The following is a 20,093-nucleotide window of genomic DNA, read 5'->3' as shown; positions in this document are numbered from 1 at the left end:
CGTGCACGCCGTGATCGTCGCCGCCGGCTTCGGCAGCCGGCTGCGCGCGGTTTCCCCGTCGAAGCCGCTGACGCCGGTCGCGGGCATCCCGCTGATCGAGCGCGTCATCCTGGCGGCGCGTGAGGGCGGCGCCCGTGCGTTCACCGTTGTGACGGGTCACGAGGGCGACGCGCTGGAGGCGCATCTGGCGCGGACCGCGCTCGCCGGCGGGCTGTCGATCGACTGCGTGCGCACCGACGACTGGTCGCGCCCGAACGGCCATTCGGTGCTGAGCGGTGCCGCGCGCGTCGGGGCTCAGCGGCACCTGCTGATGATGGCGGATCACCTGTTCGATCCCGCACTCGTCGCGCGGGTGATCGCGTCGCCCGCCGCGCCGCTGGTGCTGGGGATCGACCGCCGGCTGGACAACCCGCTGGTCGATCTCGACGACGTCACGCGGGTGCGCACCGCGCGCGACGAGCACGGCACGCGGATCGTCGCGATCGGCAAGCACCTGCCCGACTACGATTGCTACGATACCGGCGTGTTCGCGGTCGACGGGCGTTTCCATGACGCGCTGCGCCGTTCGATCGATGCGGGCGGGTCGGGTTCGATCTCCGCGGGCGTCGAGGCGCTGGCGCGAGACGGCGCGGCGCGCATCGTCGACGTGGGCGACGCGTGGTGGCTCGACGTCGACGATCCGCGCGCCCTCGCGCAGGCCGAGGACGCGCTCGCCGCGGGCGCGCCCGGGCTGGCCGCCTGATCAGCAAGAATATGTAACCGTTGCGGCCGGAACGCTGCAACGACGGCGGCGATTGAGTGGCTGATCCAGTCCGAGGCCACCACCATGAACCGACGCGAACCCCGTACCCGCACCTTTTCCGGCTGGCCCGTGCTCGCCGTGCTCGCGATCCTGATCGCGGGCGTGCTTTACCTGACACTCGCGCAACGCGAGCCTGCGGTGCGGGTCAAACCCGCGACCGGCTCCGCGCAGGCGATGGCACTCGCCGCCGAACGCGAGCGCGCCGCCGCCACGCGATAGCGCGACCGATTGCGGGCGGCGGGTCCGCGATCTAGGCAGGGGCAAACCCCGAGGAGAGCCCCCATGCGCGAAGCCGCTATCGTATCCACCGCCCGAACCGCGATCGGCAAGGCGTATCGCGGCGCGTTCAACGCGACCGAGGCGCCGGTACTCGCCGGCCACGTGATGAACGCCGCGGTGGAGCGCGCGGGGATCGACCCTGAGCGGATCGACGACGTGTTCTGGGGCATCGGCAATCAATGGGGCACGCAGGGCGGGAACGCCGGGCGGATGGCTATCTTCGCGGGCGCATTGCCGCATTCGGTGCCGGGGTTCACGCTCGACCGCAAGTGCGGCTCGGGGTTGACCGCGGTCGCACTCGCCGCGCGCTCGATCATCGCAGGCGACATCGACGTCGCGCTGGCGGGCGGGATGGAGTCGATCAGCTACACCGTCAACAAAGACGCGCCGCGCTTCGTCAACCAGAGCGTCACCGAAAAGGTGCCCGCCGCCTATATCCCAATGATCGAGACCGCCGAGATCGTCGCCGAACGCTACGGCATCACGCGCGCCGCGCAGGACGAATATGCCGCGATGAGCCAGCAGCGCGCCGCGCGCGGGCTCGAAACGGGTGCGTTCGCCGAGGAGATCGTGCCGATCACGGTCGAGAAGGCGATTCTGGACAAGGCGGGCAACAGGACCGGTAGCGAAACCGTGACCATCGGGCAGGACGAGGGTATTCGCGCCGGCACGACCGTCGAGGCGCTCGGCGCGCTGAAGACCGTGTGGGCGGGCGGCGAGTTCACCGGGCCCGGCGGCAACGTGACCGCGGGCAATGCGAGCCAATTGTCCGACGGCGCCGCCGCGCAGATCGTGATGGACCGCGCGACCGCCGAGGCCGAGGGCAAGGACATTCTTGGCATCTACCGCGGCTTCCAGGCCGCGGGGTGCGAGCCCGACGAGATGGGGATCGGCCCCGTCTTCGCGATCCCGAAACTACTGGAGCGCGCCGGGCTGTCGGTCGGTGACATCGGGTTGTGGGAGTTGAACGAGGCATTCGCGTCGCAATGCCTCTACTGCCGCGATCACCTGGGCATCGATCCCGACAAGTATAACGTCAACGGCGGCGCGATCGCGGTCGGGCATCCGTTCGGGATGACGGGCAGCCGGCTGGTCGGCCACGCGCTGATCGAGGGGCGCAAGCGCGGCGTCCGCTACGTCGTCGTCTCGATGTGCACCGCGGGCGGCATGGGTGCGGCGGGGCTGTTCGAGATCGTCTGACGGATCGGCTGGGCGGGCGGCGCGTTCAACCGGCATGACTGACAAGCTGCGCAACACCGACGGACGCGACGCGAACGCCCCGTTCGACCATGCCGAGGTCGACCCCGAACGCTCGCACGCGCCCAAGCCGTTCAACCGCGCCTCTGGCTATACCGGCGAGGGCTATAGCGCGGCGGACGAGCGCGCGATGGGTGCCGAACGCCCGTCGGGTACGGTCGCCGCGCGCCCGGGTGAGCGCGTCCCCGACGACGCGCCCGTCCCCCCCGACAATGGTCAGCGCGCGTCGTTCGACCCGGCGACCGGCGCGGTCTACGGTAGCGGCAGCGGCGCGGGCGGCGGCAATGCGGGCGAGGCGTTCGACGAGGACAGCACCGGCGAGAGCCCGACGCTGTCGGGCGGCGCGACGACCGGCCAGCCGCAACGCTGAAGCGCCTAGCCGAGCGTCGGCGGCACCGGTCGTTCGAATGTCGCGGTCGTCGTGAACACCGTCCAATCCGGCTTGTCGCTCGGCGAGCCGCTCCATGAAACGCTCGTCGCGACTGCCTCGGTTCTGCATGACGCGCGCGATCGGTGGTGGGTGATCGCCAGTGCCGCCGCGGCCATCCATGGCGCGCGGCCGATCACCGTCGCCGACGTCAACGTGATCCTGAGCGCCGATGACGCGCGGCGGCTGTTTCCCCGCCTGGGCATTGCGCCGCTGCCACCCGGCGACCATCCGCGCTTCCGCTCGGCGATGTTCGCCCGCTGGACACGCCCTCCGCTCGTCGTCGAATTCATGGCGGATTTTTGGTTGCGTGAGGGGGACGGGATCTGGCGTCCGGTGGCGCCGCAGACGCGCGAAGCGGTGACGATCGGCCCGGCTACCATCTTCGTCCCCGAGCGTGCTGAACTACGCGCGATGTTCGTACGGTTCGGTCGAGCGAAGGACCGGGCGCGCATCGCGCTGCTCGATCGGATCGGCTGATCGACCCGCATCGACCGCCCGCAACCGCGCGGGTGATCGCATCCGAGCACCGGTAGTTTTGCACCCGTCATCCCCACCGACCGACGGAACCGCGCTTCTTTCCCAACCGTTCGCGCGGCTCACTTCGAGCGGGAATACAACAACCTATGTCCGACGACGCGTCCGCTCCCGCCACCTTGATCGGCAGCACGCCGGCCGCGCCGACGCTCGAGACGGGCGAAATCGCGGCAGCAACCGCGGAGTTGCTGACGGACGGCGACGTGCTGATCGCCGCGGTCGACGAAGCGCGCGGGATCGCGATCGCGCACGCGCTCGCCGCCGCCGCACCCGATGCGTGCGTGCTCTTCTGTCCCGGAAGCGACGCCCTGCCGGGCGACGATGCCCCCGCCTCGCCCGCCAACGTCGGGCAGCGCGTCTCAGCGCTGCGGCAATTGCGGCTGATGACCGCGAAGAAGAAGCGCGCCCGGATTGCGTGCGTCACCACCGGTGAGGCGCTCGCGCGGGCCTATCCCCCACCCGCCGAATTCGAGGCGGCGCCGCCGGTCGTCACTTTGGGTGCGACGATCGACCTGGGCGAACTGTCCGAACGCCTGCTCGAACTCGGCTATCTCGCCGACGAACGCGTCGACGAACCCGGCGAGGTCGCACTGCGCGGTGCGGTGCTCGACGTCTTCCCCGCCGACGCCGACCTGCCGCTGCGGGTCGAGGTGGCCGAGGGCAAGATCGCCAGCCTGCGCTGCTACGATCCCGCCGACCAGCGGACGGTCGGCGAGATCGAGCGTCGCGAACTCGGCCGCGTATCCGAGCCGAAGCTGGGGAAAGAGCGCACCACGCTGCTCGATCACCTGCCCGGCGCGCGCGTCGTGATCGGTGCGGCGGCCGACGAGCGGCGGCAACGCTTCCTCGCGCTGTCGGCGGATGCGGAGAAACGCCGTCCCCGACGCGCATTGAAGGAAGTGATCGACGCCGCGGCGTGGGAAAAGGCACGCGGCGCCGCCGATCAGGCGACGATCGAGCGCGCGGGCGACCTGCCGCCGCGCTTCGTCGAGCAGAATGCGCCGCTGCGCGCCTTCGCCAAGGCCGCGCGCGCGGCATGGGATGCTGGCACACGCGTCGTTCTGATGGGCAGCACGCGCGACCTGCGCTTCCTTCGCCGTCGCATCGCCAAGGCGGTGAAGCGCGAACCCGAACAGGTCGCCTCCTGGGCCGAGGTGACGGCGGCGAAGGACGACGCGTTCGTGCTGCTGGAGATGGCGACCGATCGCGGCTTTCGTCGCGCGGGCGTGCTGGCGGTCGCGGCCGCCGACCTGCTTGGCAGTCGCGCCGAGCGCGACACGACCTCGACCGGGCCGGCCGACAATGCGCTGTTCGACTTCGGCGAGATCCGCGTCGGCGACGTCGTGGTGCACGAGGAACACGGCATCGGTGTCGTCGCGGGGCTGGAGCGCATGACCCGCGACGAGGCCAGCGGCGCCGGAAGCGTCGCGGGCGACGCGATCAAGCTGACCTATGCCGGGGAGGCGACGCGGCTGGTGCCGGTCGCCGAGGCCGATCGCATTTGGCGCTACGGTGCGGAAGCCGATGCGGTCACGCTCGACAAGCTCGACGGGTCGAGCTGGCAGAAACGCCGTGGCGAGATCGAACAGACGATCGCCAAGGACGCGGCGGCGCTGACCGAGCTGGCAAAAGAACGCGGCGCGCGAGACGCACCGGTGCTCGACCCCGACAGCGCCGCCTATGAACGCTTTGCCGCGGGTTTTCCCTTCACCGAAACCGCAGACCAGGCGCGCGCGATCGAGGCTGTGCGCGCCGATCTTGCGTCGGGCAAACCGATGGACCGGCTGGTGATCGGTGACGTCGGCTACGGCAAGACCGAGGTCGCGTTGCGCGCGGCCGCGCTCGCCGCGCTCGCGGGCGGGCAGGTCGCGATCGCGGCCCCCACCACCGTGCTCGCGCGCCAGCATCTGGAAAGCTTCGCGACGCGGTTCGAGGGGACCGACGTGGTGGTCGCAGGGCTGTCGCGGCTGTCGACCGCGGCGGAGAAGAAACGGGTGAAGGCAGGGCTCGCCGACGGCAGCATCCACGTCGTCGTCGGCACCGGTGCGGTGGCGGGCAAGGGCGTGGAATATGCCAACCTGTCGCTCGTCATCATCGACGAGGAGCAGCGGTTCGGCGCCGCGGACAAGCAGCATCTGCGCGACCTGTCGGCGGGGCACGTGTTGTCGCTGTCGGCGACGCCGATCCCGCGCACGCTGCAATCCGCGCTGGTCGGGTTGCAACAACTCTCGGTCATCGCGACACCCCCTGCCCGCCGCCAGCCGATCCGCACCGCCGTCGCGAGCTTCGACGCCGAGGTGATGAGGGCCGCGCTGCTGCGCGAAAAGGCGCGCGGCGGGCAGAGCTTCGTCGTCGTGCCGCGGATCGAGGACATGGCGCCGCTCGCCGAGAAGCTCGAGCGACTGGTCCCCGAACTCGAGCTGCTCCAGGCACACGGCAAGATGCTGTCGAGCGAGATCGACAATGCGATGGTCGCGTTCGGGCGCGGCGACGGCGACGTGCTGCTCGCGACCAACATCATCGAGGCCGGGCTAGACGTGCCGCGCGCGAACACGATGGTGATCTGGCGCGCCGACCGGTTCGGGCTGTCGCAACTGCACCAGCTGCGCGGGCGGGTCGGGCGCGGCAACCGGCGCGGACAGGTGTTGTTGTTCACCGAACCGGACCATGACATCGCGCCGCGGACGTTGAAGCGGCTGCGCACGCTGGAGGCATTCGACCGGCTGGGCGCGGGGTTCGCGATCAGCGCACGCGATCTCGACATGCGTGGGGCCGGCGATTTGCTCGGCGAGACGCAGGCGGGGCACATGAAGCTGATCGGGATCGACCTGTACCAACAACTGCTCGAGGACGCACTGCGCCGCGCGCGCGGCGAAGAGGCCGATCGCTGGACGCCCGAGCTGCAACTGGGCGTCGAGGGATGCCTGCCCGAGACGTGGATCCCGGACGAGGAATTGCGCGTGTCGATCTACGGCCGGATAGCGCGACTGTACGACGCCGAGGCGCTCGACGCGCTGGAGGAGGAACTGGAGGATCGTTTCGGGGCGATGCCCGACGAGGCGCGCACGCTGATCGCGGTCGCGCGGCTGCGTGCGGAGGCGAGGGCGGCGCAGATCCAGCGCATCGTCGCCGGGCCCGCCGCGATCGCGCTCGAACCGCGCCCGCGCGTGACGCTGGCGGCTGACACGCTGGAGGAGAAGAACGGCCGCTACCTCCTGCGCGAGCGGATCGAGGATGCCGACGAACGACTGGCCAAGGTGCAGGAGGTGGTGGCGGCACTGGCGGCGTGAGACGGCGATGGCGCCGCGCGCGCCATCACCGCCTTTGCGATTAATCAGGCCGCACCGGTCGTCAGAGGTTCGCCTGTTCCTCTTCGGGCAGGTCCGCGTCGGGGCCGTAATATAGCTGCGCACATTCCTCGCGCAGGCAACCACCCTCGATTGTGATGTCGTCGCGGTAGGCGTGGGTGACGAACGCGAGCGTATCGACGCCGTGCGCCTCGAAATACATCGGGTGAACGTCGGCCCCTTCGGCACCGTAGACGACGCGACCGACCTTGGACCAGATCGACGCCATCGTGCACATCCCGCACGGTTGCAGCGTCGAGTACAGCGTCGCGCCGCGGAGTTCCAGTTCGCCCAAGCTCTCGCACGCCCGGCGGATCGCCATCATCTCGGCGTGCGCGGTCGCGTCGGGCAATTCGTGCGTCTGGTTGCGCTCGGCCGCGAGCACCTGCCCGTCGCGGACGATCACGCAGCCGAGCGGCGAGGTCGACGGGTCAGACCCCTTCGATCGCGCGACGTCGAGCGCCATGCGCATCCAGCGTTCGTCATCCTCGGTCATGCATCATCCCTTCGCGCCACCCAACGAGCGGGCGGGCGTAAAGACGCGCAGGCCGCGTGACACCGGCCACGAAAGCGATGCAACCACGAACGCAGACGCGCCCCTGCCGGGGGGCGGCAGAGGCGCGTCGCGTTCGGTTCGGATGCTCGCGTGTGTGTCAGGCGAGCGTCAGGCCGACGTCCAGATTGCCGCGCGTGGCGTTCGAATACGGGCAGATCTGGTGCGCCGCATCAACCAGCTTCTGCGCCTCGTCACGCTCCAGCCCGGGCAGGTCGACGAGAAGGTCGGCAGTGATCCCGAACCCGCCCTCTGAACGCGGTCCGATACCCACGGTCGCAGTCACCTTGGTGTCGGCGGGTACCTTGACCTTCATCTGCGCGCCGGCCGCCTTCAATGCGCCGATGAAGCACGCCGAATAGCCCGCTGCGAACAACTGCTCGGGGTTGGCGCCGTCGCCGCCCGCGCCGCCCAGCTCCTTCGGGGTCGACAGCTTGACGTCGAGCACCCCGTCCTCGCTGCGCGCGTGGCCGTCGCGGCCCCCGGTCGCGGTCGCCTTGGTCGCGTATTTGACGTCAACTGCCATGATCGTGCTCCTGGTACGTTGCTGGACGCGACATCGTGTATCGCGATAACGTTTAGGTAGGTGCGCGGTCCGGGCTTGTCCACCGCTTTGTTTATCGCGATATGGTTCACACGCCGGGCATATCCGCCGGCATTGGAGCCCGCCCCATGTCCGCCCCCCTGCCGCTCGACCAGCAGCTCTGTTTCTCGCTCTACGCAACGTCGATGGCAATCAATCGCGCGTACAAGCCCCAGCTCGACGCGCTCGGCATCACCTACCCGCAATATCTGGTGCTGCACGCCTTGTGGGAGGAGAACGCGCGCACGATCGGGCAGATTGCGGAGCGGCTGTCGCTCGAATCGAGCACGGTGACCCCCCTGGTCAAGCGGATGGAAACCGCGGGATTGATGACGCGCACGCGCAACCCGGCGGACGAACGTCAGGTGCAGGTCCGGCTGAGCGAGCGCGGTCGCGCGCTGCGCGAGGAATGCGGGTGTCTCGCCGAAACCTTGTCGGCGCGCTCCGGCATGTCGTTCGCCGATTTCGAGCAGCTCAACCGGCAGGTGCAGGCGATGCGCGACGCATTGCAGGCGGGGGGCACGCCCCCGCGCGGGTAACGCACGGGCAGGTCTTCGCCCGCCCGCACGCCATTATGCCGTCAGCGGCAGACGCGGACTTGGCGATGGTTGCGCCACACGACGCGGCAGCGGCTGTTGCCATAGCCATTGTAGCCGTAGCGGCGGTGGTCGCGATCGTAGCGGTCGTGACGGCCATAATAGCGGTCGCGGCGCGCGTCGGGGCCGCGATGATGGCCACGATAGTCGCGATGCTCAGGACCGCGCCCGGGTCCGCGATCGAAGCCGGGTCCGCGATCGAAGCCGGGTCCGCGACCGTGATCGCGCCCCGGACCACGATCGTCGTGGTGGCGGTCGCCGCGCGGCCCCTGCGCGTCGGCGGTGGCGGACACGCCCAGGCTGGCGATGACCAGACCGGCGGCGGCGATGATGCGAGGCAGCTTCATGGGTCGTTCTCCTTTGCCCGATGAACGGGATGCCCAACGCCTAGCCACTGCGTTCGGCACCCAGGCTGAACCCGATTGTAGGGCGAAGTACATGTTTGGCGTTCCCGCGCACCGCGATGAGAACACCCGCGCCGGTCGCCCGACGCGGGTGTGTACGCTGCCCGAGGTGGGGGGCGGGTCAGGCAGCGGACCCGTTACAAACCACTGCGTTCCGGCGGCGGACTGCTCCCCTCTCGTCCACCGTCAGGCTGCGAACTGATTCATCGTATTATGCGCGCCGCCGGCCTTGAGTGCCGCTTCGCCCGCGAAATATTCCTTGTGATCGTCGCCGATGTCGGAGCCCGACATGTTCTGATGCTTGACGCAGGCGATCCCCTCGCGAATCTCGCGCCGCTGCACGCCCTTGACGTAGCCGAGCATCCCCGCCTCGCCGAAATACTCCTTGGCGAGATTGTCGGTGGAGAGCGCTGCGGTGTGATAGGTCGGCAGCGTGATCAGGTGATGGAAGATACCGGCGCGCGCGGCCGCGTCCTTCTGGAAGGTGCGGATGCGCTCGTCCGCCTGTGCGGCGAGCTCGGTGTCGTCATAGTCGACGCTCATCAGGCGTGCGCGGTCATAGGCCGAGACGTCGCGCCCCACGTCGACCCAGGCGTCGAACACCTGCTGGCGGAAATTGAGCGTCCAGTTGAAGCTCGGCGAATTGTTGTAGACGAGCTTGGCGTTGGGCACGACCTCGCGGATGCGATCGACCATCGACGCGATCTGCTCGATGTGCGGCTTCTCCGTCTCGATCCACAGCAGGTCGGCGCCGTGCTGGAGCGAGGTGATGCAGTCGAGCACGCAGCGGTCGGCCCCCGTCCCTTCGCGGAACTGGAACAGGTTGGAGGGCAGCCGCTTGGGGCGCATCAGCTTCCCGTCGCGGTTTATGATGACGTCGCCGTTCACGCTCGACAGATCGGTGATCTCCTCGGCGTCGAGGAAGCTGTTATACTGGTCGCCGATGTCGCCCGGCTCCTTCGAGAAGGCGATCTGCTTGGTGAGGCCGGCGCCGAGCGAGTCGGTGCGCGTGACGATGATCCCGTCGTCGACGCCCAGTTCGAGGAACGCGTAGCGGCAGGCGCGGACCTTCGCGAGGAAGTCGTCGTGGGGCACCGTGACCTTGCCGTCCTGGTGGCCGCACTGCTTCTCGTCGCTGACCTGGTTCTCGATCTGGAGCGCGCAGGCGCCCGCCTCGATCATCTTCTTCGCGAGCAGATAGGTCGCCTCGGCATTGCCGAAGCCCGCGTCGATGTCGGCGATGATCGGCACGACGTGCGTTTCATAGTTATCGATCGCGTGGATCAGGCGCTGCGCCTCGATCTCGTTGCCCGCCTCGCGCGCCTTGTCCAGCTCGCGGAACATCATGCCCAGTTCGCGCGCGTCCGCCTGCTTGAGGAAGGTGTAGAGCTCCTCGATCAGCGCGGGGACGCTGGTCTTCTCGTGCATCGACTGGTCGGGCAGCGGCCCGAAATCGCTGCGGAGTGCCGCGACCATCCAGCCGGAGAGATAGAGGTAGCGGCCCTTGGTGGTGCCAAAATGCTTCTTGATACTGATGAGCTTCTGCTGCCCGATGAACCCGTGCCAGCACCCCAACGACTGGGTGTAGTTCGCCGGATCGGCGTCGTAGGCGGCCATGTCGCGGCGCATGATGCCGGCAGTATATTTCGCGATGTCGAGCCCGGTGTTGAATCGGTTCTGCAACCGCATCCGCGCGACCGCCTCGGCGTCGATGCCGTCCCAGGTGCCGCTCTTGCTGCGGATCAGCTGGCCGATCTGGCTGGTGTGGTCCTGGTAGGTCATGGCGTATCCCCTCATCTCGTCGTGTGGTCGGGGCGCGTGGAAATGGCCGCCGACGCGAGAACCCCCGCGCCGGCACACCACCTTTCCTCCCCAGGAACTGTGTCGCCCGCGACCCCGCGGGCGGGTCGCGTCAGCCGAGCCGGCCGAGGCGATGATAAAGGTTGGAGAATTTGGCCGAGCGGGGGTCGTCCGCGATCTGGCGGACGTAGTTCGCGACGGCTTCCTTCATCAGCCCGAAGTCTTCGGTCGAGAAGACGGCACGGCTGCGCTGCGGTTCGGTCGGCATGGACGTTCTCCTCTGGTGATTGGCCCGGCGGGTCGATTGCCGTTGAGGAAGGAATAAGCCGGCGAATCGGCCCGGGTGAACAAGGATTGACAAAGTTTCGTGTCGCGCGGTGCGGCGCGGCAGCGTATGCGCTGTCATTCTGTCAATTTCTTCACAGGTGAAGCGTGGCGCGTGAGAAGGTGATGGGCGGGCACGCGGTCCGACGGCTCCGGCGACGTACCGGGCTGACGCAGGCGGCGATGGCGGAGATGCTGGGCGTGTCGCCGAGCTATTTGAACCTGATCGAGCGCAATCAGCGCGCGCTGCCGACGGGCCTGCTGGTCCGGATGGCGGAGGTGTTCGACTTCGATCCCCGCGCGCTGGTCGCGGGCGAGCCGGGCGGCGGCGCGGAGGCGATCCGGCGGCGGCTCGCCGACCCGCTCTTCGCCGATCTGGAGATCGACCGCAGCGAGGTGGAGGAATGGCTCGCCGCCGCGCCCGGCGGGGCGGAGGCGTTCGCGCGCGCGTTCGACCGCGGCGGCACGGCGAGCGCGGCGGCGCCGGGCGACGGCGACGATCCGACGATCGCGGTCCGGCGCGAGATCGACCGCTGGCGCAACCATTTCCCCGACCTCGACAGCGCAGCGGAGGCGGTCGCCGACGAACTGCGGCTCGCGGGCGCGGACCTGTACGGCGCGCTGACCGAGCGGCTGCGCGTGCGCCACGGCCTCGCGATCCGCATCCTGCCCACCGAGGTGATGCCCGATCATTTGCGCCGGCTCGACCTGCACGCGCGGCAATTGCAACTGGGCGAGATGCTGTCGCCCGCGAGCCGGACGTTCGCGCTGGCGTTCCAGCTCGCCGGGCTCGAGGCGCGGACCGAGATCGACGCGCTCGCGCGCGGCGCGGCATTCACCAGCAGGATCGCGGAGCGGCTGTTCCGCCGGCACCTCGCGGGCTATTTCGCCGCCGCGGTGATGATGCCCTACGCGCGGTTCCTGCGCGCGTGCGAGGGGAGCGGCTATGATCTGGCGACCCTGCAGCACCGCTTCGGCGCCAGCGTCGAGCAGGTCGCGCACCGGTTGACCACCCTCTCGCGCGTCGGCGCGCGCGGGCTCGCATTCTTCCTGCTGCGCATCGACCGCGCGGGACAGGTATCCAAACGCTACGCCGGCGCGAGCGGGGCGAGCCTGGTCGCGGCCGATGCGCGCTGTCCGTTGTGGCGCGTGCACCACGCCTTCGATCGGCCGGGCACGACGGTGACGCAACTGGTCGAGCTGGAGGACGGCGCGCGCTGGTTCACGGTGCAGGTCGCGGTGCCGGGCACGCGCGCGGTCGGTACGGGTACCAGCGCCGTCGCCGCCGAATTCGCGCTGTCGATTGGCGTCCCGGCCGAACAAGCGGCGACGCTGGCGGCGGCGCGCGGGCTCGACCTGGGCGGCGCGGCGACGCCGATCGGGCTCGGATGCCGTGCGTGCCTGCGTGCCGAATGCCCGCAGCGGTCGCTACCCCCCGCCGCGCGCGCGCTGGTCGTCAACGAGCGCGAGCGGCGGGTGTCGGCACTCAGTTTCGCCGGCGACGCGACCTAACGGCGACCGGAATTACGGGCGGCGGCCCTGCGGCTTGCGCGGGTTGGTCGGGCGCGCGCGGTGCATCGGCGCGCCGCGCGGGGCGCCGCCGCGGGGTGCACCGCCGCTGCGGGGCGCACCGTTGCCGCCCGGCGCAGGACCGTTGCCGGGGATGATGCGGATGCCGCTCTCATCCTCGCTGTCGGCGCTCGCGGTGCGCTGAACCGCGGCGTTGAACTTGGCGGCGATGCCGGTCGGCACCTGGAACCACGTCTCGTTCGGGCCGATGCGGATCGCGCCGATCTCGTTGCGCGTGATGTGCCCGCGGCGGCACAGCAACGGCAGGATCCAGCGCGGATCGGCATTCTGGCGTCGCCCGATGTCCATCACGAACCATTGCGTGTCGTCGAAGCCGGGACGGTGACGGTCGGCCTGCGCGGCGCGCTGCGCCTCGGGCGTCGCGGCGACCAGCTCCTCGGGCTCGGGCAGGCGCGCGCGGTGCGCCTGGACCAGCATCGCGGCGATATCCTCGGGCGACTTCTCCGCGATCAACCGCTCGGCGAGCGCGCGGTCCTCGTCGTCGATCTCGACTGGCTCGAGCAACGTGGTGATCAACCGCTCGCGGTCGCTAGCGCGGATGTCGTCGGCGGTCGGCGGGTTGGTCCACTCGACGTTGATCTTCGCCCCGCGCAGCATCATCTCGACGCGGCGGCGGCGCGGATAGGGCACCATCAGCACCGCCGTCCCCTTGCGTCCCGCGCGGCCGGTACGGCCCGATCGGTGCTGCAGCGTCTCGGCGTCGCGCGGCAGCTCGACGTGGATGACGAGGCTTAAGGACGGCAGATCGATGCCGCGCGCGGCGACGTCGGTCGCGACGCAGACGCGCGCGCGCTTGTCGCGCAGCGCCTGGAGCGCGGCGTTACGCTCGTTCTGGCTATGCTCGCCCGACAGCGCGACCGCGGCGAACCCGCGCTCGACCAGGCTCGCGTGTAGACGGCGGACGTTGTCGCGCGTCGCGCAGAACAGGATCGCGGTCTCCGCCTCGTGCAAGCGCAGCAGGTTGATCGCGGCATGTTCGATATCCGCTGGCGCAACCGTCACCGCGACATAGGAAATGTCGCCGTGGCCGCGGTCCTCGCCCTTGGTCTCGATGCGCAGCGCGTCCTTCTGGTACCGCTTGGCAAGCGCGACGATCGGCTTGGGCATCGTCGCGGAGAACAACAGCGTCCGCCGCTCCGACGGGGTGGCGTCTAGGATCTCTTCCAGATCCTCGCGGAAACCCATGTCGAGCATCTCGTCCGCCTCGTCGAGCACCGCGACGCGCAAGCTCGACAGGTCAAGCGCGCCGCGCTCGAGGTGGTCGCGCAGCCGCCCGGGCGTGCCCACGACGATATGTGCGCCGTGGCTGAGCGCGCGGCGTTCGCGCGACGCGTCCATGCCACCGACGCAGGTCGCGATGCGCGCGTGCGCGGCGGCGTAGAGCCATTGCAGCTCGCGGCTGACCTGGAGCGCGAGCTCGCGCGTCGGCGCGATGATGAGCGCGAGCGGCGCTGCCGCCGGCGGCAGCGCGCCTTCCGGCATCAGCTCGCCCGCCATCGCCAGACCGAAGGCGACCGTCTTGCCCGAGCCGGTCTGCGCCGAGACGATCAGGTCGCGGCCCTGTGCGTCGGGCTCGATCACCGCCGCCTGGACCGGGGTGGGAGCGGCATAACCGCGCGCGGACAGCGCCTCGGCGAGAGGCTGGGGAAGATTCGGGAAGGTCATGAGGCTTTCAAAATTGGGTGGCTGCGCGTTGGCTGCAAGGGCAGCACACCTGTTCGGCGCTCGCGCATCTTCGTTCAGGACAAGTTCGGGCTGGTAGCGATAAGAGGCCGCGGTGTCGAGCAGGAACAACAAGGCGCACCGCGCCGCCGCGATGACGATGATGGTGCTGGCCGCGGTGGCGACGCCGGCCGCGGGCGCAGTGCAAACGGCGCCGGTGACGATCGCACCGCCTCCACTCACGCCCGTACCCGCACCCGTGCCTGCCTCCCCCACCACGCCGTCACCGCTGCGGCAGAGCGCGGCTGACGCGATCGCGCAGGACGCGGGCGAATATGCGCGGACCTACGGCGTGACGCTCGCCGAGGCGCAGGCGCGGCTCGCGGCGCAGGAGGAAACGGTGCCCGTCACCGACGCGATCGCGATCGAACTGGCCGATCGCCTCGCCGGGATCGCGATCGAGCATCGCCCCGCCTACCGCATCGTCGTGCTGCTGACCGGTGACGCGCCGGTCGCGACCCGCATGGTATCGGCGGGCGGGATGACGGTGCCGATCGTGTTCCGCACCGGCGCGACCGCGACGCGCGGGCAGCTCGAATTGGCGCTCGCCTCGCATCAGGCCGCGCTCGCCGCCGCGGTCGCGCATCCGCCCGGCATGGGAATTGATCTTGCGACGGGCACGCTGGTGGTCATCGCCAACCCGAGCGATGTCGACCGCGAGGGGGTCGTGCCGCTCACCGCGCGGCTGTCGGCGATCGCCGGGGTGCCGGTGCGCGTGCGGACCGACCGCGTGATCACGAGCGCCGACATGGCAGCGGAGGGCGGCGCGCGCGTCGTCGGCATCGATCCGGCGGACGGGCGACGCTACGCCTGCACGACCGGGTTCGTCGTCACCGACGGCGCGCGGACGGGCATCGCGACCGCGGCGCACTGTCCCGACGCGCTGAGCTACATCGGGCCCAACGGCGAACGGCAGGCATTGCCCTTCGTCGGGCAATGGGGCTGGGGCTATCAGGACGTCCAGATCAACGCGAGCGACACGCCCCTGTCGCCCAGCTTCTTCGCCGATACCGCCAAGACCGCGTCCCGCACCGTTGCGGGCCGGCGCGCGCTTCCCAGCACGCGCGCGGGCGACATCGTCTGCCACCGCGGCGAGCGGACCGGGTACAGTTGCGCGGCGGTCGAGCTGGTGTCGTTCGCGCCCGCGGGGCCCTTGTGCGGCGGCGCGTGCCTGCCGACCTGGGTGAGCGTCGCGGGGCCGAACTGCCAGGGCGGGGACAGCGGCGCGCCGGTGTTCCTCGGCAATCGTGCGTTCGGGCTGGTGAAGGGCGGCAGCTACCGCGGCGACCGCAGCTGCGCCTTCTATTTCTACATGTCGACCGATTACCTGCCGACCGGCTGGCGCCTGCTCGAGGACGCGACCGCGGCGCCGATCACCCCGCCCGCCCCGCCGGCGCCCGCGCCGCCGCCCCGCTACCCCGACCAGGCGCCGATCCGCGGCTGAGCGCCGCTCACATGGATCAGGTCGAAAGATCGCCGAAGCGCGGAACGCCGCCTTCCCCCCTCACGTTTTCAACGCGGTAGCGAAGGAGAGTGTCGATGTTGTGGACGATCGCGGTGATCCTGCTGGTGCTGTGGCTGCTCGGCTTCAGCCTTCATGTCGCAGGCGGATTGATCCATATCCTGCTCGTGATCGCGATCATCGTCGGGCTGGTGCAGCTCTTCAGCGGCCGCCGGGTGTAGCGCGACGCGGCGCGCCGATCAGCGTAGCGGGGTGGCGGCCGCCGGTCCGACGACGGTTTTCCATTCCTCGACCCGCCACGCGGTGACCAGCCCGCCGCTCACGCACGGATCGCGCGCAGCGAATGCCTCCGCCGCCGCGGCGGTGGTGAACAGCAGCAGCGCCTCGCTCGGCGCATCGCCGACCGCCCCGCCCAGCAGCAGGTCGCCCGCATCGCTCGCCGCCCAGGCGACGGCCAGATGATCGGCGCGCAGTGCCGCGCGCCGGTCGAGGTAATCGGGCGCGAGGTCGTAGCGAAGCAGCCAGTGGCTCACGCGCCCGCCCCCGCGATCAATCCGCGAACAGCAGCACCGGCGTTTCGAGCAGCTTCTTGAGCGCCTGAACGTAGCTCGCCGCGTCCCAGCCGTCGACGACGCGGTGGTCGCAGCTGATCGACAGGTTCATCAGCTTGGCGCGGATCACCTCGTCGGTCCCGGCACGGAAGACGGGGCGCTCGACGATCTTGTTCGGGCCGATGATCGCGACTTCGGGGCGGTTGATGACCGGCGTCGTCGCGATGCCGCCGAGGGGGCCGAGCGAGGTCACGGTGATCGTGCCGTTGCCGAGTTCTTGCGGAGTCAGCTTGTTCGCGCGCGCCGCCTCGGCCAGCCGCGTGATCTCCGCGGCGAGCTGCCAGACGTTCTTGTCCTGCGCGTCGCGGATGACGGGCACGGTCAGCCCCGCGTCGGTCTGCGCCGCCATGCCGAGATGGACCCGGCCCGACCGCGTCACGACGCCCGCCTCATCGTCGTAGCGCGCGTTGAGCATCGGGAAATCGGGCAAGGTGCGGCAGATCGCGACGATCATCAGCGGCAGCATGGTGAGCTTGGGCCGGCTGCCGCGGTTGGCGTTCAGATCGGCGCGGACGCGCTCCAGTTCGGTCACGTCGATCTCGTCGACGTAGGTGAAGTGCGGGATGTGCCGCTTCGACGCGGCCATGTTCTCGGCGATACGGCGACGCATGCCGATGACGCGGACCTGCTCGTCGTCGCGCGCGCGGCTGGCGTGCGGCGCGTGATACCCCTGCCCCGCGCCGTAGCGGAGATAGGCATCGAGGTCGGAGTGGCGCAGGCGGTCGCCCTCCGCCTTCACCTCGGCAAGGTCGATTCCCAGGTCACGCGCGCGCGCACGGACCGCGGGGCTGGCTAGCACGGCGCGGGCGGGCGTGGCAGGCTGCTCGATCGCGGGCGCACGCGGCGCGGGCGCTGCGGCCTCGTAGGCCGGGGTCTCGCCGCGCGCGTCGGCGACGCCGGGGTTCTCGGCCTCGACGTTGTTCGCCTCGGTCGCCTGGGCCGTTTGCGACTGCGCGGTCGACGAAGCGACGGGGGCAGCAGCCTCGGGCTTGGCCGGCGACAGGTCGCTACCCGTCTCGTCCGCCGGCTGCGCGACCGCCTCGGCCTCGCCTTCCGCGGCGTCGGTTTCGATCACCACCAGCGCGGCGCCGATCGACACCTGGTCGCCGACCTCGCCCGCCAGTTCGACAACGGTGCCCGACACCGGCGATTCCATCTCAACGGTCGCCTTGTCGGTCATCATGTCCGCGAGCTGCTGATCCTCCTCGACGCGGTCGCCGACGGCGACGTGCCACGCGACGATCTCGGCCTCGGAGATGCCTTCGCCGATGTCCGGCAGCTTGAAGGTGAAACGCGCCATCGCCCTTAGTCCTTCAGAATCTTCTTGAGTGCCTGTCCGATGCGGACGGGCCCCGGGAAATACGCCCATTCGAGGCTGTGCGGATACGGCGTGTCGAAACCCGTCACGCGCTCCACCGGCGCCTCGAGGTGATAGAAGCACCGCTCCTGCACCAGCGCGGATAGTTCCGCGCCGAAGCCGGCGGTCCGCGTCGCCTCGTGGACGATCAGGCAGCGGCCGGTCTTCTTCACCGACGCCTCGATCGTCTCGATGTCGAGCGGCACGAGCGTGCGCAGGTCGATGATCTCCGCGTCGACGCCGGTGTCGGCGACGACCTGCGCGCAGACGTGCACCATCGTGCCATAAGCGAGCATCGTCACCGCCTCGCCCTCGCGCACGACGTTCGCCTTGCCGAGCGGAATCTTGTAATAGCCTTCGGGCACTGCGCCGGCTGGATGCTTCGACCAATTCTCCGCCGGGCGATCCCAGTGGCCGTTGAACGGGCCGTTGTAGATGCGCTTGGGCTCGAAGAAGATCGTCGGATCATTGTCCTCGATCGCCGCGATCAACAGCCCCTTGGCGTCATAGGGGGTCGACGGGATCACCGTCTTGATCCCCGACATATGGGTGAACAGCCCTTCGGGCGACTGCGAGTGCGTCTGCCCGCCGAAGATACCGCCGCCGAACGGCGAGCGCACCGTGATCGGCGCGGTGAACTCTCCGCTCGAGCGGTAGCGCAGCCGTGCCGCCTCGCTGACCAGCTGGTCGAGTGCCGGATAGATGTAATCGGCGAACTGGATCTCGGGGACTGGCCGCAGGCCGTAAGCGCCCATGCCGACCGCGACGCCGATGATCCCGCACTCGGTGATCGGCGTGTCGAACACGCGCGTCTTGCCGTATTTCTTCTGCAAGCCCGCGGTCGCGCGGAACACGCCGCCGAAATAGCCGACGTCCTCGCCCATCACGACCACGCCCGCGTCGCGCGCCATCATGACGTCCATCGCGGAGTTGATCGCCTGGATCATATTCATGCGGGTGGTGTCGCCCGCCTGATCGGTGTTGCCCTGCGGCACCTGCTCGCTCACGGCGCTTTCCGTATCCGCCATCGTTACTTCCTCGCCCACGGCCGACCGCTCGCTTCTTCCTCGTCGATCATCTGCTGGCGCTGCTCCTGCAAGTGCCAGGGCATGTCCTCGAACACGCCGTCGAACAGCGTGTCGAGCGGCTGGTGCAGGCCGTGACCCAGAATGCCGTTCTTCTCGGCCTCCTTCTGCGCCGCCTTGACCTCTTCGGCGACCTCGCGGTCCATCGCCGCCTGACGCTCGTCGTCCCATTCGCCGATCGCCACCAGATGGTCCTTCAACCGCGTGATCGGGTCACCCAGCGGCCACGCCGTCGGCTCGCCCGCCGAGCGGTATTGCGTCGGGTCGTCGGAGGTCGAGTGCCCCTCGGTGCGATAGGTGAAATGCTCGATCAGCGTCGGCCCCGCGTTGGTGCGCGCGCGCTCGGCCGCCCAGGCGGCCGCGGCATAGACCGCCAGCGCGTCGTTGCCGTCGACGCGAAGCCCCGCGATCCCGTAACCGACCGCGCGCGCCGCGAACGTCGTCGCCTCCGCGCCCGCGAAGCCCGAGAAGCTCGAGATCGCCCACTGGTTGTTGACGACGTTGAAAATGACGGGCGCGCGGTACACGGTCGCGAACGTCAGCGCGGAGTGGAAATCACCCTCCGCGGTCGAGCCCTCACCGCACCACGTCGCCGCGATCTTGGTGTCTCCTCGCGACGCCGACGCCATCGCCCAGCCGACCGCCTGCGGGTATTGCGTCGTCAGATTGCCCGAGATCGAGAAGAAGCCGAACCGCTTCTCCGAATACATGATCGGCAGCTGCTTGCCCTGCAGCTTGTCCCCCTTGTTCGAGTAGATCTGGTTCATCATGTCGACCATCGGGCAACCGCGCGCGATGAGCAGTCCCTGCTGGCGATACGACGGAAAGCACATGTCCTCGGCATCGAGCGCGTGCGCGGCGGATACCGCCACCGCCTCCTCGCCCAGCGATTTCATGTAGAAGCTGGTCTTGCCCTGCCGCTGCGCGCGGAACATCCGCTCGTCGAACGCGCGCACGGTCGCCATGTGGCGCAGCATCCGCCGCATCTTGTCGGGCGACAGCTGCGGGTTCCACGGGCCGACCGCCTGGTTCTGCTCGTCGAGCACGCGCACCAGCGTATAGGCGAGGTCGGTGAACTGGCTCGCCGCCTCGGCGGTGTCGGGGCGGCGCACCGAACCCGCGGGCGGTACCTCGACGTCGGCGAAGTCGACCGCGTCGCCGGGCCGGAACTTCGGCTCCGGCACGTGGAGCGACAGCCGTGGCATGTTGTGACCCGACACGTCGGGGCGCGGCAGATTGGTAGGGGCGTCGCTCGCCACGTCACTCTCCATCATGCGTTCATTGGTGAACGCTCGGGACTGCCTTAGTCGCATTTGTAATTATATTTCAAGGGTGCTCACCCTGTTCCGCGCCCGGC

General features: G+C 69.6%; 20 protein-coding genes. 10 read left to right on the top strand and 10 right to left on the bottom strand.

The genetic code is table 11. From position 1 onward, the window contains the following. The first annotated feature begins 1 nt into the window (after position 1). The 6 genes from KZ810_RS05245 to KZ810_RS05220 all read left to right on the top strand — a co-directional run bounded on the left by KZ810_RS05245 (position 2) and on the right by KZ810_RS05220 (position 6,592). Positions 2 to 742: a phosphocholine cytidylyltransferase family protein gene (locus KZ810_RS05245; RefSeq protein WP_219767951.1), complete on the top strand. Its 741-nt coding sequence runs from the start codon at positions 2 to 4 to the stop codon at positions 740 to 742. Between the two features lie 84 nt (positions 743 to 826). Beyond that, positions 827 to 1,021, top strand: coding sequence for a hypothetical protein (locus tag KZ810_RS05240; RefSeq protein ID WP_219767950.1), 195 nt, complete (start codon positions 827 to 829; stop codon positions 1,019 to 1,021). A 63-nt stretch (positions 1,022 to 1,084) separates the two neighbouring features. After that, positions 1,085 to 2,281 (top strand): acetyl-CoA C-acyltransferase, encoded by a 1,197-nt coding sequence (locus tag KZ810_RS05235; RefSeq protein WP_219767949.1) that lies wholly within the window; start codon positions 1,085 to 1,087, stop codon positions 2,279 to 2,281. 34 nt (positions 2,282 to 2,315) lie between these two features. Continuing rightward, positions 2,316 to 2,708 carry a PepSY domain-containing protein gene (locus tag KZ810_RS05230; RefSeq protein ID WP_219767948.1) on the top strand — a complete coding sequence of 131 codons (393 nt, stop codon included), beginning with the start codon at positions 2,316 to 2,318 and terminating at the stop codon, positions 2,706 to 2,708. Between the two features lie 72 nt (positions 2,709 to 2,780). Next, a complete protein-coding gene (locus tag KZ810_RS05225; RefSeq protein ID WP_219767947.1) occupies positions 2,781 to 3,245 on the top strand; it encodes a hypothetical protein in 465 nt (154 codons plus the stop codon). Positions 3,246 to 3,391: 146 nt separating this feature from the next. After that, complete coding sequence (locus tag KZ810_RS05220) at positions 3,392 to 6,592, top strand: TRCF domain-containing protein (protein ID WP_219767946.1); 3,201 nt, start codon at positions 3,392 to 3,394, stop codon at positions 6,590 to 6,592. Between the two features lie 61 nt (positions 6,593 to 6,653). On the opposite strand, the gene KZ810_RS05215 is transcribed toward KZ810_RS05220, so the two are convergent. Continuing rightward, on the bottom strand, positions 6,654 to 7,145 hold the full coding sequence (locus tag KZ810_RS05215) for a nucleoside deaminase (protein WP_219767945.1): 492 nt from the start codon (positions 7,143 to 7,145) through the stop codon (positions 6,654 to 6,656). A gap of 157 nt (positions 7,146 to 7,302) precedes the next feature. Further along, a complete protein-coding gene (locus KZ810_RS05210; protein ID WP_219767944.1) occupies positions 7,303 to 7,728 on the bottom strand; it encodes an organic hydroperoxide resistance protein in 426 nt (141 codons plus the stop codon). Between the two features lie 146 nt (positions 7,729 to 7,874). On the opposite strand from KZ810_RS05210, the gene KZ810_RS05205 reads away from it, so the two are divergent. Next, the gene (locus tag KZ810_RS05205) at positions 7,875 to 8,324 is read left to right on the top strand and encodes a MarR family winged helix-turn-helix transcriptional regulator (protein ID WP_219767943.1); all 450 of its coding nucleotides are present in this window, start codon (positions 7,875 to 7,877) and stop codon (positions 8,322 to 8,324) included. Positions 8,325 to 8,365: 41 nt separating this feature from the next. Here KZ810_RS05205 and KZ810_RS05200 read toward each other — a convergent pair whose 3' ends face one another. From KZ810_RS05200 to KZ810_RS05190, 3 genes are all read right to left on the bottom strand, one after another. After that, a complete protein-coding gene (locus tag KZ810_RS05200) occupies positions 8,366 to 8,728 on the bottom strand; it encodes a hypothetical protein (RefSeq protein WP_219767942.1) in 363 nt (120 codons plus the stop codon). A gap of 243 nt (positions 8,729 to 8,971) precedes the next feature. Next, complete coding sequence (locus KZ810_RS05195; RefSeq protein WP_219767941.1) at positions 8,972 to 10,567, bottom strand: isocitrate lyase; 1,596 nt, start codon at positions 10,565 to 10,567, stop codon at positions 8,972 to 8,974. Between the two features lie 130 nt (positions 10,568 to 10,697). Next, entirely contained in the window at positions 10,698 to 10,853 is a 156-nt protein-coding gene (locus tag KZ810_RS05190; RefSeq protein WP_019515726.1) for a hypothetical protein, read from the bottom strand. Between the two features lie 164 nt (positions 10,854 to 11,017). Here KZ810_RS05190 and KZ810_RS05185 point away from each other — a divergent pair, with 164 nt between their 5' ends. Beyond that, on the top strand, positions 11,018 to 12,421 hold the full coding sequence (locus KZ810_RS05185; RefSeq protein WP_219767940.1) for a helix-turn-helix domain-containing protein: 1,404 nt from the start codon (positions 11,018 to 11,020) through the stop codon (positions 12,419 to 12,421). A gap of 12 nt (positions 12,422 to 12,433) precedes the next feature. Here KZ810_RS05185 and KZ810_RS05180 read toward each other — a convergent pair whose 3' ends face one another. After that, positions 12,434 to 14,164: a DEAD/DEAH box helicase gene (locus tag KZ810_RS05180; protein WP_219767939.1), complete on the bottom strand. Its 1,731-nt coding sequence runs from the start codon at positions 14,162 to 14,164 to the stop codon at positions 12,434 to 12,436. A 112-nt stretch (positions 14,165 to 14,276) separates the two neighbouring features. Between KZ810_RS05180 and KZ810_RS05175 the strand changes: the two genes are divergently transcribed. Then, a complete protein-coding gene (locus KZ810_RS05175) occupies positions 14,277 to 15,665 on the top strand; it encodes a chymotrypsin family serine protease (protein ID WP_308461496.1) in 1,389 nt (462 codons plus the stop codon). Between the two features lie 95 nt (positions 15,666 to 15,760). Then, complete coding sequence (locus KZ810_RS05170) at positions 15,761 to 15,904, top strand: lmo0937 family membrane protein (RefSeq protein WP_219747946.1); 144 nt, start codon at positions 15,761 to 15,763, stop codon at positions 15,902 to 15,904. An 18-nt stretch (positions 15,905 to 15,922) separates the two neighbouring features. On the opposite strand, the gene KZ810_RS05165 is transcribed toward KZ810_RS05170, so the two are convergent. The 4 genes from KZ810_RS05165 to KZ810_RS05150 all read right to left on the bottom strand — a co-directional run bounded on the left by KZ810_RS05165 (position 15,923) and on the right by KZ810_RS05150 (position 19,941). After that, a complete protein-coding gene (locus KZ810_RS05165) occupies positions 15,923 to 16,216 on the bottom strand; it encodes a YciI-like protein (RefSeq protein ID WP_219767938.1) in 294 nt (97 codons plus the stop codon). A gap of 16 nt (positions 16,217 to 16,232) precedes the next feature. Continuing rightward, positions 16,233 to 17,594, bottom strand: coding sequence for a dihydrolipoamide acetyltransferase family protein (locus KZ810_RS05160; RefSeq protein WP_219767937.1), 1,362 nt, complete (start codon positions 17,592 to 17,594; stop codon positions 16,233 to 16,235). A gap of 5 nt (positions 17,595 to 17,599) precedes the next feature. Then, a complete protein-coding gene (locus KZ810_RS05155; protein ID WP_026325747.1) occupies positions 17,600 to 18,604 on the bottom strand; it encodes an alpha-ketoacid dehydrogenase subunit beta in 1,005 nt (334 codons plus the stop codon). Positions 18,605 to 18,681: 77 nt separating this feature from the next. Then, complete coding sequence (locus KZ810_RS05150; RefSeq protein ID WP_219768370.1) at positions 18,682 to 19,941, bottom strand: 3-methyl-2-oxobutanoate dehydrogenase (2-methylpropanoyl-transferring) subunit alpha; 1,260 nt, start codon at positions 19,939 to 19,941, stop codon at positions 18,682 to 18,684. Positions 19,942 to 20,093 lie beyond the last annotated feature (152 nt).

This window comes from Sphingomonas citricola (assembly GCF_019429535.1).
GTDB classification, from domain to species: domain Bacteria; phylum Pseudomonadota; class Alphaproteobacteria; order Sphingomonadales; family Sphingomonadaceae; genus Sphingomonas; species Sphingomonas citricola.
The sequence above is the reverse complement of the archived record's forward strand: the minus strand, read 5'-3'. Positions and strand labels throughout refer to the sequence as shown.

What these genes read in the sequence shown, in the direction of transcription:
- KZ810_RS05195 (WP_219767941.1), bottom strand. Translation starts at nt 10,567, where the DNA reads ATGACCTACCAGGACCACACCAGCCAGATCGGCCAGCTGATCCGCAGC.
- KZ810_RS05200 (WP_219767942.1), bottom strand. Translation starts at nt 8,728, where the DNA reads ATGAAGCTGCCTCGCATCATCGCCGCCGCCGGTCTGGTCATCGCCAGC.
- KZ810_RS05190 (WP_019515726.1), bottom strand. Translation starts at nt 10,853, where the DNA reads ATGCCGACCGAACCGCAGCGCAGCCGTGCCGTCTTCTCGACCGAAGAC.
- KZ810_RS05240 (WP_219767950.1), top strand. Translation starts at nt 827, where the DNA reads ATGAACCGACGCGAACCCCGTACCCGCACCTTTTCCGGCTGGCCCGTG.
- KZ810_RS05205 (WP_219767943.1), top strand. Translation starts at nt 7,875, where the DNA reads ATGTCCGCCCCCCTGCCGCTCGACCAGCAGCTCTGTTTCTCGCTCTAC.
- KZ810_RS05215 (WP_219767945.1), bottom strand. Translation starts at nt 7,145, where the DNA reads ATGACCGAGGATGACGAACGCTGGATGCGCATGGCGCTCGACGTCGCG.
- KZ810_RS05150 (WP_219768370.1), bottom strand. Translation starts at nt 19,941, where the DNA reads ATGCCACGGCTGTCGCTCCACGTGCCGGAGCCGAAGTTCCGGCCCGGC.
- KZ810_RS05235 (WP_219767949.1), top strand. Translation starts at nt 1,085, where the DNA reads ATGCGCGAAGCCGCTATCGTATCCACCGCCCGAACCGCGATCGGCAAG.
- KZ810_RS05210 (WP_219767944.1), bottom strand. Translation starts at nt 7,728, where the DNA reads ATGGCAGTTGACGTCAAATACGCGACCAAGGCGACCGCGACCGGGGGC.
- KZ810_RS05160 (WP_219767937.1), bottom strand. Translation starts at nt 17,594, where the DNA reads ATGGCGCGTTTCACCTTCAAGCTGCCGGACATCGGCGAAGGCATCTCC.
- KZ810_RS05170 (WP_219747946.1), top strand. Translation starts at nt 15,761, where the DNA reads ATGTTGTGGACGATCGCGGTGATCCTGCTGGTGCTGTGGCTGCTCGGC.
- KZ810_RS05220 (WP_219767946.1), top strand. Translation starts at nt 3,392, where the DNA reads ATGTCCGACGACGCGTCCGCTCCCGCCACCTTGATCGGCAGCACGCCG.
- KZ810_RS05180 (WP_219767939.1), bottom strand. Translation starts at nt 14,164, where the DNA reads ATGACCTTCCCGAATCTTCCCCAGCCTCTCGCCGAGGCGCTGTCCGCG.
- KZ810_RS05230 (WP_219767948.1), top strand. Translation starts at nt 2,316, where the DNA reads ATGACTGACAAGCTGCGCAACACCGACGGACGCGACGCGAACGCCCCG.
- KZ810_RS05155 (WP_026325747.1), bottom strand. Translation starts at nt 18,604, where the DNA reads ATGAATATGATCCAGGCGATCAACTCCGCGATGGACGTCATGATGGCG.